15 protein-coding genes and 1 pseudogene are annotated in these 13,646 nt (G+C 62.0%); 7 read left to right on the top strand and 9 right to left on the bottom strand.

Translation table 11 applies throughout. From position 1 onward, the window contains the following. Positions 1-41: 41 nt before the first annotated feature. Positions 42-566 (bottom strand): DUF962 domain-containing protein, encoded by a 525-nt coding sequence (locus HX815_RS03975; protein WP_102367872.1) that lies wholly within the window; start codon positions 564-566, stop codon positions 42-44. Positions 567-649: 83 nt separating this feature from the next. Between HX815_RS03975 and HX815_RS03970 the strand changes: the two genes are divergently transcribed. Together HX815_RS03970 and HX815_RS03965 are read left to right on the top strand one after the other, a co-directional pair. Next, positions 650-1,336 (top strand): Crp/Fnr family transcriptional regulator, encoded by a 687-nt coding sequence (locus tag HX815_RS03970; protein WP_177027833.1) that lies wholly within the window; start codon positions 650-652, stop codon positions 1,334-1,336. A gap of 38 nt (positions 1,337-1,374) precedes the next feature. After that, complete coding sequence (locus HX815_RS03965; protein WP_003218132.1) at positions 1,375-1,740, top strand: response regulator; 366 nt, start codon at positions 1,375-1,377, stop codon at positions 1,738-1,740. Positions 1,741-1,885: 145 nt separating this feature from the next. Here the strand turns inward: HX815_RS03965 and HX815_RS03960 are convergent, their stop codons facing one another. After that, on the bottom strand, positions 1,886-2,890 hold the full coding sequence (locus HX815_RS03960) for an AraC family transcriptional regulator (protein WP_003218131.1): 1,005 nt from the start codon (positions 2,888-2,890) through the stop codon (positions 1,886-1,888). Positions 2,891-2,991: 101 nt separating this feature from the next. On the opposite strand from HX815_RS03960, the gene HX815_RS03955 reads away from it, so the two are divergent. After that, complete coding sequence (locus tag HX815_RS03955; protein WP_177027832.1) at positions 2,992-4,071, top strand: fatty acid desaturase; 1,080 nt, start codon at positions 2,992-2,994, stop codon at positions 4,069-4,071. Between the two features lie 38 nt (positions 4,072-4,109). Here HX815_RS03955 and HX815_RS03950 read toward each other — a convergent pair whose 3' ends face one another. The 7 genes and pseudogenes from HX815_RS03950 to HX815_RS03920 all read right to left on the bottom strand — a co-directional run bounded on the left by HX815_RS03950 (position 4,110) and on the right by HX815_RS03920 (position 10,265). After that, complete coding sequence (locus HX815_RS03950) at positions 4,110-4,421, bottom strand: putative quinol monooxygenase (protein ID WP_003218128.1); 312 nt, start codon at positions 4,419-4,421, stop codon at positions 4,110-4,112. Positions 4,422-4,542: 121 nt separating this feature from the next. Next, the gene (locus HX815_RS03945; RefSeq protein ID WP_177027831.1) at positions 4,543-5,400 is read right to left on the bottom strand and encodes a glycine betaine ABC transporter substrate-binding protein; all 858 of its coding nucleotides are present in this window, start codon (positions 5,398-5,400) and stop codon (positions 4,543-4,545) included. 15 nt (positions 5,401-5,415) lie between these two features. Continuing rightward, positions 5,416-6,297 (bottom strand): LysR family transcriptional regulator, encoded by an 882-nt coding sequence (locus HX815_RS03940; protein WP_177027830.1) that lies wholly within the window; start codon positions 6,295-6,297, stop codon positions 5,416-5,418. Positions 6,298-6,309: 12 nt separating this feature from the next. Beyond that, positions 6,310-7,482, bottom strand: a complete 1,173-nt coding sequence (locus HX815_RS03935; protein WP_003218125.1) for an L-dopachrome tautomerase-related protein — start codon at positions 7,480-7,482, stop codon at positions 6,310-6,312. A gap of 129 nt (positions 7,483-7,611) precedes the next feature. Beyond that, entirely contained in the window at positions 7,612-8,544 is a 933-nt protein-coding gene (locus tag HX815_RS03930) for a LysR family transcriptional regulator (RefSeq protein ID WP_003218124.1), read from the bottom strand. A 74-nt stretch (positions 8,545-8,618) separates the two neighbouring features. Continuing rightward, positions 8,619-9,818, bottom strand: a complete 1,200-nt coding sequence (locus HX815_RS03925; protein ID WP_003218123.1) for a CynX/NimT family MFS transporter — start codon at positions 9,816-9,818, stop codon at positions 8,619-8,621. Beyond that, a pseudogene (locus HX815_RS03920) lies at positions 9,805-10,265 on the bottom strand (nucleoside deaminase). Before HX815_RS03920 ends, HX815_RS03925 begins: the two are co-directional and overlap by 14 nt. Positions 10,266-10,370: 105 nt before the next feature. On the opposite strand from HX815_RS03920, the gene HX815_RS03915 reads away from it, so the two are divergent. The 4 genes from HX815_RS03915 to HX815_RS03900 all read left to right on the top strand — a co-directional run bounded on the left by HX815_RS03915 (position 10,371) and on the right by HX815_RS03900 (position 13,454). Continuing rightward, positions 10,371-11,222, top strand: coding sequence for a LysR family transcriptional regulator (locus tag HX815_RS03915; RefSeq protein ID WP_008433713.1), 852 nt, complete (start codon positions 10,371-10,373; stop codon positions 11,220-11,222). 240 nt (positions 11,223-11,462) lie between these two features. Beyond that, positions 11,463-12,275 carry an energy transducer TonB gene (locus HX815_RS03910; protein WP_003218120.1) on the top strand — a complete coding sequence of 271 codons (813 nt, stop codon included), beginning with the start codon at positions 11,463-11,465 and terminating at the stop codon, positions 12,273-12,275. A gap of 50 nt (positions 12,276-12,325) precedes the next feature. Further along, positions 12,326-13,051 (top strand): MotA/TolQ/ExbB proton channel family protein, encoded by a 726-nt coding sequence (locus HX815_RS03905; protein ID WP_085984637.1) that lies wholly within the window; start codon positions 12,326-12,328, stop codon positions 13,049-13,051. 1 nt (position 13,052) lies between these two features. Next, the gene (locus HX815_RS03900) at positions 13,053-13,454 is read left to right on the top strand and encodes a biopolymer transporter ExbD (RefSeq protein ID WP_003218118.1); all 402 of its coding nucleotides are present in this window, start codon (positions 13,053-13,055) and stop codon (positions 13,452-13,454) included. The last annotated feature ends 192 nt before the right edge of the window (positions 13,455-13,646 follow it).

Genomic DNA, 13,646 nt, shown 5'->3' with positions numbered 1-13,646 from the left:
CGCGAGCAAGCCCGCTCCCACATTTGGATCTCCAGTGTTGCTCAGGCCGTGGCGTTCTTGTGCCGCACGGCCACGGGCCCTGAGCGCTCTTCAATCTGCCGCTTCAGCTCATGCCGCAGCCCCACCAGGAACGCCAACTCCGCCACCACGAACAACGGCCCCACGATCAACCCGGACACGTCATCGACAAACGCCGGTTTGCGCCCCTCGTAGTAATGCCCCACAAACTGGATCACCCAGCCCACCACGAACATGCCGATGCCGCTGCTCAGCCACACCAGCGTGCTTTGTGCCGCCAGCACATGCCCGGCCCACACCGACAGGCCCATCAGCACCGTCATCAGCACGCCGAGCGCCAGTTCCAGGCGCAGGTAGAACCATGCCGAAAGCAGCGCCACTACCACCGCGGGCGACAGCCACAGCCCGGCCACCGTCCATTCGGGGCGTGACAGCAGCACGGCCACGGCCACCACAATCAGCGGGATGCCGATAAAGTGGCTGGCGATATTGCGCGGGTCGCGGTGGTAGGCGGCGTATTGACTGAGATGGTCGACGAGGCTTTTCATTGTTGTTCCTCCTGTAGGATGTTTGATCATGCCCTGTAGGCCCACGACACACTGTCAACTGGCCGACAATCTTCGGAGTTCGCATGGATGTAGAGAAATGGCACCCACGGCTGGCCACCGGTCACTGGTACAGCCATCTGCCTGCTGACTTACAGAATAGCTTGCTGGCCAGCGCCCGGTTGCGGCAGCTGACGGCGGGGCAATACCTGTTCAAGCGCGGCGATGCGCCGTGTGGGTTGTACGCGGTGCTGGAAGGCTCCCTGCGCATCAGCGCGGTGAACGAGCAGGGCAAGGAGGCAGTGTTGAGCCTGGCGGAATTGCCATACTGGTTCGGCGAAATCTCATTGTTCGACGGGTTGCCCCGCACCCACGATGCCTGCGCCGTCGGGCCGTGTACGTTGTTGCAGGTACCGCAGCCGGCGTTGCTGCACATTCTTGAACAGACTCCGCGTTACTGGCGCGACATGGCCCTGTTGATGAGCCAGAAACTGCGCCTGACCTTTATCAATATCGAGCAATTGAGCCTGATGCCGGCGTCGGTGCGGGTGGCGCACCGCCTGCTGATGATCGCCGAGGGCTATGGCGACATCGAGCAGGCCCGGCAGGTGCTGCAACTGCCCCAGGAAGACCTGGCCGCGATGCTGAGCCTGTCGCGCCAGACCACCAATGCGTTGCTCAAGGACCTGCAAGGCCAGGGCATCGTGCGGCTGGGCTATGGCGAGATCGAAATCCTCGACCCGCAACGTTTGCGCGAGGCGGCGCATGCCTGAGGGTGGTAGCCTGCGTTCACGATTATTCGAGGTGTGTTATGCGCGTCCTGCTAGTGGAACACGAGTCAGAGGCGGCCGAGGCGATGGGCCGCAGTCTTGAAGAGGCCAGCTACACGGTGGAGGTGGCGGCCAATGGCATGGCGGCCCTGCGCTTTGTGGAAAGCACCGAATACGACCTGGTGATCCTGGATGTGATGCTGCCGGGGCTGAATGCCTGGAAGCTGCAGCAGGCGATCCGGTTGAAGGGTGAGACGCCGATGTTGTTTTTGACCACGCCTGACGGGATTGAAGATCGGCTGCGTGGGCTGGAATTGCATGAGGATGATTATCTGCTCAAGCCCTTTGAGGCCCGGGCCTTGGTGGCGCGGGTGAAGAAGGTGTTGCGGCGGGACCGGGGGCGCTGACTGCCACTGGCTTTTGTGGTGTTTGATCGACCGCTTTCGCGAGCAAGCCCGCTCCCACATTTGACCGAGTACATCCTTTGGAATGCGGTCAAATGTGGGAGCGGGCTTGCTCGCGAAGAGGCCCTCACAGCCACCGCAACTCCAGCTACCTCAACCCATCCCGAAACTGCCCCGGCGTCATCCCGGTCCAGCGCTTGAACGCCCGGTTGAAGCTGCTGGTATCGGCAAACCCCAGCAAATGACTGATCTCCGCCAGCGAACACTCGGGATCCCGCAGATGCAGCAGCGCGAGGTTCTCCCGGCATTCGTTCAGCAGCGCATCAAACCGGCAGCCCTCATCCGCCAGATGCCGCTGCAAGCTGCGCAAGCTCAAATGCAACGCCTGGGCGATGCGCTCGGCACTCGGCTCACCGTCAGGCAACTGCGCCTCAATGGCCGAACGCACCTTGCGTTCCCAGGTCAGCGGCCGCAGTTGCGCCAGGGTGCGCTTGAGCACGGTTTCATTGTGCTCGGCCAACTCGGGGTTGGCATCGTCCAGGTGGCTGTCAAAGTCCCGGGCCGCAAATTCCAGACGGTCTTCCTCGGCGGCAAAAAACACCGGCGCGCGAAATACCGTGTGCCACGGCTTGGGATCAGCCGGCTCGGGCCGCCGCAGGTACACCGCCAGCGGCGCGTACTCCCGGCCCAGGCGATTGCGACAGGTGCGCACGTAAATCGCGGCGAACGCATCAATCGCCTCAAACGCGGGAGCGGGTGTACCGGCGGGCTGTTGCAGGCGAAAGCGGTAACGTTCGCCCTCCCGGCTAAGCTCCAGGCTCAGGGCGTCGCTGACCACCTGGTGATAGCGCACGATCCGCTCGAACACTTCCCGCAGGCTGCCGCTGGCCACCAGCGCATAACCCAGCGCGTGAAAGGTGGTGGGGCTGACAAACCGCGACACCCGCAAGCCAATCGCCGGGTCGCCGCTGGCCTGTACCGCCAGTTCCCACAGGCGCGTGGTGGCCGATAGCGGGTAGCGCGCGTTCGGATCTTCCATCAACTGCGGGTCGAGCCCGGCCTGGGCACACAGCGCGGCGCTGTCGAGGCCCAGGGCGTCGAGCTGCTTGCGCAGGGCGCGGGTCCAGCTGGCGAGAGAGGTCGGTTCGGTCATGTTGATTGGCGCTTGCGGTCAACAGGTTGGCGTGTGGGGCTAGCGTCCCGCCAGATCGCATAGGGCAGGATGTACGCATCAATAAGACAGAGGATGGAAGCATGGACGGTACTTCTGCAAGCCCCCGGCAGATGAACGCACAACAGCGTTCAGCGCATATCCGTGAAGTGGTGCTGGCCGAGGGGCTGTTATTGCGCCAGCGCCACCCCTGGCTGCTGCATCAGGATGCGTTGGGCGCGGGCATCCTGGCCTTTGCCCTGGTGGGCATGCTGGGTTCGGCGGCGCTGTATATCACCGGGCACATGGCGTGGTGGGTGTGCCTGCTGCTCAACGCATTCCTCGCGTCATTGACCCACGAACTGGAACACGACCTGATCCACAGCATGTACTTTCGCAAGCAGCGCCTGCCCCACAACCTGATGATGGGCCTGGTGTGGCTGGCGCGGCCCAGCACCATCAACCCTTGGGTACGACGCCATATCCACCTCAATCACCACAAGGTTTCCGGCAGCGAAACCGACATCGAAGAGCGCGCAATCACCAACGGTGAACCGTGGGGCCTGGCACGTTTGCTGATGGTCGGCGACAACATCATGTCGGCACTGATCCGGGTGCTGCGGGCACCGTCCTGGAAGCACAAGCTGGGCATTCTCAAGCGCACGGCGCTGGTCTACGCACCGCTGGCGCTGCTGCATTGGGGCGCGTGGTATGTGTTCCTCGGCTTCCATGCCGCGAATGGCATCGCCAGCCTGCTGGGCGCGCCGATCGACTGGTCGGCCAACACGCTGGCGGTGATGCACGTCATCGACATCGCCGCCGTGGTGACCATCGGCCCCAATGTACTGCGCACCTTCTGCCTGCACTTTGTCAGCTCCAACATGCACTACTACGGCGACATCGAGCCGGGCAACGTGATCCAGCAAACCCAGGTGCTCAACCCGTGGTGGCTGTGGCCGTTGCAAGCGTTCTGCTTCAACTTCGGCAGCACCCACGGGATTCATCATTTTGTGGTCAAGGAGCCGTTCTACATCCGCCAGATGACGGTGAAAACGGCGCACAAGGTGATGGCGGAGATGGGCGTGCGCTTCAACGATTTCGGCACGTTTGCCCGGGCCAATCGGTTTGCGCGCCAGGAGGGACGGTTGAGCGAACTCAACCCGGTGGAAAGGACAGCGATCTGAGCAAGCGTCCCGGTCACCCTGGGGTGACCGGGTGCGGTTTACTGAATGGCCTGGTAGAAGTTCACCTGTGCTTCATCCAGGTACGCGAGGATTTTCGCCGGCAGGCGCTCGGTGGGTTTCGCCGGGCCGAAGGCTTTGTAGAGCGTTTCGAAATGCGCGTGCAGGTCCGCGACGCTTTCCCACTGTTCGTTGAGAAAGAACCGGTTGGGGTTCTCTTCATCCTTATGCCATTGATAGACCACGGCCTTGTCGTGCTGGTGGGTGAGCTTTTGTGAAACGGCCGCTACATCACGATAGAACTCGGCCTGTTTGCCTTCTTTGATGGTGCCGCTGAAAACCAGGTAGAGCATGTTGGAATCCTCGGTTTGGGGAGATTGCAGAACATCTGCATCGCCAAACTAGCCTCAGTGAGCAGGCGCTTGTAGCCAGCCCGCCGCGAATTCAGAATTCGTAAAAGGCCTCGTTGCCCAATCAGGCCAGGGGGGCGAGCCAGGCGCGCAGGGTGTCGGGATGCCTTGCCAGCCAATCGATCGCGGCGTCATCCGCGGATTGCCCGCCACGGTTGAGCGCATCATCGAGTTCGGCAACGATGAGGTTGGAGAGGCGGATATTGTCCAGTACCTGGATCTCGGCAGCCGTGAGTAATACCAAGCGACCCTCGCGCGCCAGCAGCACCGCTCTATCAACACTGCCGAGTAATCCCTTGGGGTCTTTCAGGTCGCGAATTCGATAACGGTGGTGCAGGAACTGAGGATGCCACAGCGGCACGATGCCCCAGCGCCGCTGCTGATACAGCGCCTCGAACGCCTTAATACAATCGTCCTGGCTGCCCGTGCGGAACCGATATCCGGCGTCGTTCAACCCGTATTCGTCCATGATTTTCAGCGAGAAGCGGGTAATGCCCGCACCCGGGCCGATCCCCTGGATCAGCGGGTTCATCCGGGCCCGGACGTCGGGCTTGAGCAGGTCCTCGATGGATTCCACGTCATGCTCGCTGACATAGTCCGGCACTCCCCACAAGGCATAAGGCTGATAGTGCAGGCCCAGTTCGCGAGTGGGCGTCACTGCCTCCACCGCTTGCTTGTACAGCCCGTGGCTGAAAGGAATCCAGGCGGAGACCAGCATGTCGACCGAGCCTTTGCGCAACTGCTCGAAGTTTTCCTCGTGCAGGGCATAGTGGCGCTCAACGGTCAGGCCCATGCGTTGCAACACCAGCGCTACCACCGCAGCGGTAACCCGATGGAACGACAAGTCTGTCACCCCTAGTCGAACGACGCGTGGGCCGCTCGCGAGATTTGTTTTGCCTGCAGTTTGGTGAGTCACCGCCATGATTTTTTCCCTATGCTAAAAATCGCCCTGGAACTCGGCGATCATGAACTCGACGAAAGCCCGAGCCTTGGATGAGATCAACCGCGCGCTGGGGTAGATCGCCCAGATATCCCGGGTTTGCTCCAGGACACAGGACGGCATGATTTCCACCAATGCGCCGCTTTCCAGTGAGGGCCTGACATTCCACTGTGAAACAGAGACGATGCCGAGCCCACCCTCCGCGGCAAGCCGTGCGCTTTCGCCGCAATTGACTCTGAGCGAACCACTGATTGCCGTGACTTTGTGTGAATGGGCACCCACGAAACGCCAATGGTCCTCGTCGCCCAGCAGGATGCAGGAATGATTGGCCAGCTCCGCAGGTGAAGTCGGTTCGCCATGCGCCTGGAGGTAGGCGGGTGCCGCACACAGGATGCGTCGGTCGCAGCCGAGCTTGCGCGCCACCAGGGATGAGTCCTTCAGGGCGGCGATGCGGATTGCCACATCAATCCCGATCTCGGTCAGGTCCTGCATTTGATCGGACAGTATCAGGTCGATCTTCAGCTTCGGGTTGGCGTGCAGGAACCGGGTAATGGCCGGCATCAGGCACATCCGCGCGAAGGACCCGGGGGCGGATACTCTTAACACCCGCTTGGCCACGTCCTTGCCTTTCACCGCGACCAGATAGGCCTCGTCCACGGCTGCCAGCACCCGGATTGCATGGGGCAGAAACAGCGCACCGTCTTCGGTCAGGCTGACCTGGCGGGTGGTGCGATGCAGCAGGCGCATGCCCAGGTATTCTTCAAGCTTCGCCAGTTTGTGGCTGGCCACCGAGGGCGCGAGTCCCAGCTCCCTGCCGGCTGCGGTGATATTGCCCAGCTCTGTTGATCGCATGAACAGGTTCAACGCATCAATATTCATGCTTCGGCGCCGCTAGTGTGTGGGCGCCGGTGCGGCATCGATCTTCACGCGCAGCAGGCTGTAGGGTTTCTGGCGCAAGTCTTTGCCTGCGTGAAAGATGCTTTGGCGGTGCAGCTGATTGGCGATGAAGTACAGGTAGCCATCAGGACCGATTGACAGTGTGTCGGGCCAAAGCACACGCGGATCATGGACGATGGTCTGCCATTGCCCGTTCGCCAGCCGTTTGCGCACGCTGTTGTTTTCGTAGTCGCCGGCATACACGGCCCCCGAGGCGTCGGCTTCAAGCCCGTCCGAGGCGCCTTTTTCCCCGAGGTCTTTGACCGCCATTTCGAGCCGTGCTTCGCTGACTGTCTCGTCACGCAGCAGTGCCGTGGGGATGGCGTACAGGTGCCGACTCGACAGCGGGCAGAAATACAAGGTCTGCCCATCAGCCGACAGGGCGATGCCGTCCGAAGCCACGGCAAAAGGCTGGGTGCCGCCTTTGGCATCCCGCACTTTCAGGACCTGGCCTTCGACCGTGGGTACGAAGTTCGGGTCGACCGAGGTCGAGGGTGCACCACTGAGCCGGCGTATGGCCGTGCCACTGGCGATGTCCATGACGATGATCGCGCCCGGGCCGGTAAGTGAAGAGTCGGTGATATAGATCACGCCTTGGTCACCCACGCGAAAATCAAAGCGCATGTCGTTGACGTAGGTGCCGGGCAGCATGACGTTTTTCGGGAATACGAGGGTCTTGACCACCTTGTTGGTGGCGAGCTCAACTGCGACGAGCTTGGCACCACCTGGCTGTGGAGGCGAGAAGCCAGGCGCCGCGGTGTCCAGTATCCAGAGGCGTCCGCGCCCGTCGGCCACCACGCTTTGTACGCTGATAAACCCTTTGGCCGGGTCTTTGGGGTTGGCCTGATTTATCGCCTGGTCAGGGTAGGGTACGACTTTGCCGTCGCGCAATTCTGCGACGGTAAACGGCACCTCGTCGCCCCAGCGAGGAAAGTTGACAAAGATGCGTCCGGTCTCGGTAACGCTCACGCCGGTGGGCATGGCATCGTGGAAGGCGTGCACCTGCTCGATGGCGCCAACGCTCTGATCGGCGGGCAGGTTCGCCGGCATGGAAGCCTGGGCGGCGGTGCCGGTGAGGGCCGCTGCCAAGGCAAGGGCAGTCCAACTGATTGGGTATTTCAAGTACATGGCAGGGCTCCAGGTTTTTCTGTTCTGGAGCCAATGGTGTCGGTTCCCGGCAGGCGAAAAAACCCGCTGATTGCCGATAACAGTTTCATTGAAATCAAGAGAATGGGCTGTCGCGCGCAAGCCTGGTTTTTAATTGCGGGCGAGCAAGCTTGCTTCAGCAGAGGGGGTATCCACGGTGATCAGGGTTTCGATCATCGCCTTCGCCGCCGGCGACAAGCGAAACCCGGTACGGCTGATGATCCCGCAGCGGTTGTTCAAACTGTCGAGGCTGTGAGGCACGTTGCGCCAGTGCAACACCGTCAGTGCGCCACGGGCAAAGTCTTCGGCAAACGCATCCTCGGCACCCAGGCCAATCGCGTTGGACTGGTGCACGATGGCTGCCAGCGCCGCAAACTGCTCCAGTTCGATAGCGGGAGAAAAGTCGACACGCCCGCTCAGGTTGGCCAGTAGCTTGCGTACCCCGGGAGCGATCAGCGGTGTGGCCAGCGGGTAGTCAAACAAGTCGTTGGTCGAGAGGCTGTCCTTGGCCAGTAACGGGTGCCCGGCGCGGCAGAAAAATACATTGCGCCGGGGTGTCAGGGCCTGGGTCTGGAAATTCGGATCGGCCTCGAAGTGGCGCACATCGGCGATGAAGAATTCGATCTCTTCGCGACTCAAACTGCGTCCGAGTTTTTCCCAGTTATCCACATGCAAACCGCTGCGTACTCGTGGATGAGCGCCGACAAACCTTGCGATCGCTCCAGGCACCAGGTTCACCGCCGCCACGGCATCGCAGCCAAAGCGCAATTCGCCGGCGTCGAGCTTGGTCATGCGGGTGACTTCGTGGCTCAGCCGCGCCGCCCCCTGAACGAGCGACAAGGCATGTTGCAACACCACCTGGCCCTCGGGAGTGGGGCGCAGGTCTTTGTGGGCGCGGTCCACCAGCACACAGCCAAACTCCTGTTCCAGGCTTTGGATGCTGCGGCTGAACGCCGGCTGGGTAATGCCCATGGCGTCGGCGGCGCGCACAAAACTGCGGTACTCATTCAGAGCAATGAAGTAGCGCAGTTGGCGAAGGTCCATGGAGTTTTCCGGCGTCCTGAAGGAAACCGCGATTCTAATCGCCTCGCTTATTCCGCAAAAGAATGTTCATTGTTTTATCTAGATTCAAATTGCATATCCATAGAGCCTGTGCGGTAGGTGGCCGGGCTGAACACCCGGGTGAGTATCAGCATCGCCACCACCGTCAGCGTCAGCACCATCCACGCGCTTACGAAACTGCCAGTCAATTCCCGCAGCCAGCCGGTCAGCCACGGTGATACGGCGTTGATCAAAAAGCCCACGCCCTGGACGAACGCCGCCAGTTGGCCGGCCTCCCGAGGATCGCGGCGGTGATCCAGGGTCAGCAACAGGCTCAGGGCGAAACACGCTCCCAGGCCGAAACCGATCAACGCCACCCACACGTGGGGGAACTCCAGCGGCGCCGTCAGCAGGCCGATATAGCCCACGGTCTGGGCCAGCAGGCTGATGCTCAGTAACGGTCGACGATCAATGCCACGTTGCGCCAGTGCCGGCATCAGCAGCGCGGCGATTACCTGGAAGATCGTCATGAACGCCAGCAGCGAACCACTGGGCAGTACGCCCCAACCCAACTGCTGATAGTAGGCCGGCAGCCACGCGACCATGCTCATGTAGCCGCAATTCACCAGGCCGAAATACAGCGCCAGCAACCACGCCCGACGGTTGCGCAGGCCCTGGAACGGCGCCGTCACCTGCGGGTTTTTCGCCGCACCCAATGGCAGCCACGCCCACAACAATAGTGCGCCCAGGGCCGGTAGCAGCCAGATCCCGAGCCCCGCCTGCCACTGCTGGAAATGCCCCGCCACCAACGGGCTGAGCAGGGCGGCCAAGCCACCGCCGCCCATCAGCGAAGCCGAGTAAACCCCCATGGCCAACGGCACGCGCTGGTGAAACTGGCGCTTGATCATCGCCGGCACCAGCGCCTGGATCAGCGCCACACCCGCACCGCCGAACAATGCCGTGGCCAGCAGCGCCGGCGCCTGGCCAAACAGCCAGCGCGCGAGGCACGCCAGCAGAATCATCATCAAGCCCAGGGCGATTCCGCGACGCTCCCCCAGCTTCGCCTCCAGGCGCACACCTACCAGCGCCACCAGGCCCATGCAGATCACCGGCAGGCTGGTGAGCAGGGCGCTGCTCTGGAAACTCAGGCCGGTGGCCAGACGGATTTCCCCCAGCAACGGGCTGATGGAACTGAGGATCGGTCGCAGGTTCAGGCCCAGTACTACCAACAAACCCCAACCGGCGAGCTTGCCGGCGAACGAATTATTCAGCGTCATGCAGGGCCTGCCACTCGCGGTAAAGGGCTTGCATCGCTGCCTGCGGCAGGTGCTGCACGGGCAATTTTTGCTCCGCCAGCGGCAGCGCCAGTTGCTGGTAGATCGCTGCTGTGGACAAACCAAAGGGCGCCGCCACGTCGTTGCTGGCGGCGAACACCACACGGGATATGCCGCACAGGTGCATCGCACTCAGGCACATCGGGCAGGGCTGGCCGCTGGCGTAGATCACACAACCGTCGAGGCGCGGGCCGAGTTGTTGGCTGGCGGCACGGATGGCGAGCATCTCGGCGTGGGCGGTGGGGTCCGGCTCAAGTGGATTTCGTTGACCGCTTCCACCAGCACCTTGCCGTCGCGCACCAGGACCGCACCAAACGGGCGGCCACCGGCGGCTACGTTGGCCTTGGCCAGTTGCACGGCGTGATGCAGATGCTGTTGATCGTCAGTCATGGAAAACCCCTCGTGCGCAATGAGGCGTGAAGTATGGGCAGCCGCAGGGGTATTCTGAAATTAAATATAACCATGCCAATCAGTGGCAAATGGAATGGTGAGCCCATGTTCGATCCTGTGTTGTTGCGCAGCTTTGTTGCCGTCGTCGATTGCGGCAATTTCACCCGAGCGGCCGAGCGGCTGCATCTGACCCAGTCCACGGTCAGCCAACAGATCCGCCGCCTGGAAGACGCACTGGGTAGCCAGGTGCTCGACCGTGATCAGCGTCGCGTGGTGGCCACGGTGGAGGGCGAGCGCTTGCTGGCGTATGCGCGGCGCATCCTGGCGCTGCACGAAGAGGCGGCCGACGTGCTGATCAATCAGCAGAGCGATGGCGTGTTGCGCCTGGCGGTGCCCGAGGACTTTGCGGCCGAGCGCCTGATGCCGCTGCTGTCGGCGTTTGTGCAGGCTTATCCCCGGGTGCGCCTGGAGGTTACCAGCGGCTTGGGGCCGGAATTGTTGCGGGATTATCGCGGCGGTGAATTCGACGTGCTGCTGGTCAAGCAAATGGGTGACAGCGATGACTGCCTGGTGTCCTGGCCGGAGCCGTTGTGTTGGGTCGACAGCCGCAGTTCGCCGTCCCTGGGACGTGATCCGCTGCCGCTGGTGGCGTTTCCCGCCGGCGGCCTGTACCGCAATGAAATGCTGCATCACCTGGAGGTGGGCGGCTGGCGCTGGCGCATCGGTTATTCCAGCGCCAGCTTGGCCAGCGTGTGTTCGGCGGTGGCGGCGGGGCTGGGGATCAGCCTGTTGCCGGTGCGGGTGGTGCAGCCCGGGCACGTGGTGTTGGGCGCGGACAGCGGTTTGCCTGCGGTGCAGGGCGTGCGGCTGGCGCTGTATGGCCGTAACGGCCTTGGTGCGGCAGGGCAGGCGTTGCTACGCCAATTGCAGGATTTGTGTGCCGGTAATCCACGCTGAGCCATGCCTTCAGTGAATATTTTGTATGCCTCAAAAGCATTGAGATTTTCCCCCTCGGCGCCAGGCCGCGCAGGACGTGGCTTCGGCGTATCCGGATGTTTCGGTTATTCAATTTAGATCTATCTATAACTTTAAAGATTACTTTAAGAGATAAGCGTCTGCCCCCGATGATTCAGCCCTCGACGGCCGCCAAGGCAGGCCCGTCGGTTTTTTTGCTTAAGACCGCAGGGGAGTTAATCAATGGGCAATGTCCAGACCGCCGCCAGTGCACAAGAGGCGCAGTGGCGCCACGCACCGGGTGGTGAGTTGGTCGACCTTGGCCGGCCGCATCGCGCGCCGTTGGGGCAGTTGCGTACGCAGAAAACCCCGAAGGGTGTGTTGAGTCGGCGTGAAGCGATCCTGTTGGGGATTCTCGCGCTGGCCTTGCATGGCGCGGTGATCTATTGGGTCAGCCAGAAGCCAACCCCGGTGCTGCCGATTGTGCCGCCGGAAATCCCGCCGATGACGATCGAATTTTCCCAGCCGGCACCGCCGGTTGTGGAGCCGCCACCGCCTGTACCGCCACCGCCGCCGCCACCGGTTGTCGAGCCACCGCCGCCGGTGGTTGATGAATTGGCCGCCAAGCCGGCGCCGAAAAAGATTCCGAAACCCAAGCCGGTGCCAAAGCCTGTGCCCAAGCCCGCACCGAAACCGGTAGCCGAGCAGCCGCCCGCGCCGCCTGTACCCGCGCCACCGGCTCCAGCACCGCCGGCACCGCCTGCGCCCGCGCCGGTCACACCGGCCTCGGCCAACGCCGCGTACCTGAAGAACCCGGCGCCCGAATACCCGTCACTGGCCCAGCGCCGGGGTTGGGAAGGCACGGTGCTGTTGCGGGTGCATGTATTGGCCACCGGCAAGCCGGGTGAGATCCAGATTCAGAAAAGCAGTGGTCGCCAGCAACTCGACGAAGCCGCACTGGCTGCCGTGAAGCGCTGGAGTTTTGTACCGGCCAAGCAGGGTGATGTGGCCCAGGACGGCTGGGTCAGCGTACCGATCGATTTCAAGATTCATTAATTATTGGATGCGGTGTGTTGGACACATCGCGACCTGCACAGAGGGAAAACATCATGGCATTAGCATCTCCAACTGAATCCATCGAAAGCGCGGTGATCTGGCTGCTGGTGGTCTTTTCGGTCGCTACCTGGGGCCTGGCCCTGCTCAAGGGCGTCCAGTTCGGCCGCCTCAAGTCCCAGGATCGCAAGTTCCACAAACAGTTTTGGGCGGCATCCAGCCTGGACTCGGCCGCTGAACTCGCTGAAACCAAACCCGGCGCCGCCGCTCGTGTGGCCCAGGCTGGTTACGCCGCGATCCAGGTCGGTGAAGCGCCACATGCTGCTGACCTGAGCCAGGCGATCAACCATCAGGACCGTCTTGAACGCGCTTTGCGCCAACAGATCGTGCGTGAGCGTCGCTCCCTGGAGACCGGCCTGGCCGTGGTTGCGAGTATCGGCAGCACCTCGCCGTTTATCGGCCTGTTCGGCACTGTGTGGGGGATCATGGAAGCCCTGAAAGGCATCAGCGCCGCCGGTTCCGCCAGCCTCGAAACCGTGGCCGGGCCGATCGGTGCGGCACTGGTTGCCACGGGTGTGGGTATTGCCGTCGCGGTGCCGGCGGTGCTGGTCTACAACTACTTCCTGCGTCGCCTGAAGCTCACGGCTGCTGACCTGGACGACTTCGCCCACGACTTCTACAGCCTGGCGCAGAAGAACTCGTTCCGCGTGCTGCTGCACCCGACGCTGAGCAAGGCCGGTGCCCAGGGTGGCGCGCAAAAAGTGAAGGAGGCGTCCTGAGATGGCCTTCTCCACGCAAGACAGTGATGAGGTGCTGAGCGAGATCAACGTTACGCCGCTGGTGGACGTGATGCTGGTGCTGCTGGTGGTGTTTATCGTCACGGCGCCGTTGTTGACCAATGCGATTCCGATCAACTTGCCCAAGACCGAGGCCGTGGCCCCGGTGGAGCAGAAGGACCCGCTGGTGGTGAGCATTGATGCGGCCGGGAAACTGTTTATCAACAAGGATGAAATCCAGCCGGATTTGCTGGAGTTCAACTTGCAGTCGGCCAAGGCCAAGGACCCGGATGTGCGGGTGCAACTGCAGGCTGATGATGGAGTGAACTATGGCGAAGTGGCGCGAGCCATGGCGTCGATTGAGCGGGCGGGGATTACCAAGCTTTCGGTGATTACTGCACGTTAGTTTCAAATGCCTCGACAATTTTTTTGGCCGTCTCCTTGGCAGGGTGCGGCCTTTTTTTTGCTTTGGGGGGAGTACATATCCGTTATTTAGGTAACGGCTACTTATGGTTCCGCTCTTACAGCGGCTCACTTTTGAACAGCCGGAATGCCGGCCCAGTCAAAAGTAAGCAAAACGCTCTTGCCCCACCACTCG

Source organism: Pseudomonas sp. E6002 (genome assembly GCF_013385565.1).
Classification (GTDB): Bacteria; Pseudomonadota; Gammaproteobacteria; order Pseudomonadales; family Pseudomonadaceae; genus Aquipseudomonas.
Note: the sequence above shows the minus strand (reverse complement) of the source record. Positions and strands in the feature narration are given on the sequence as shown.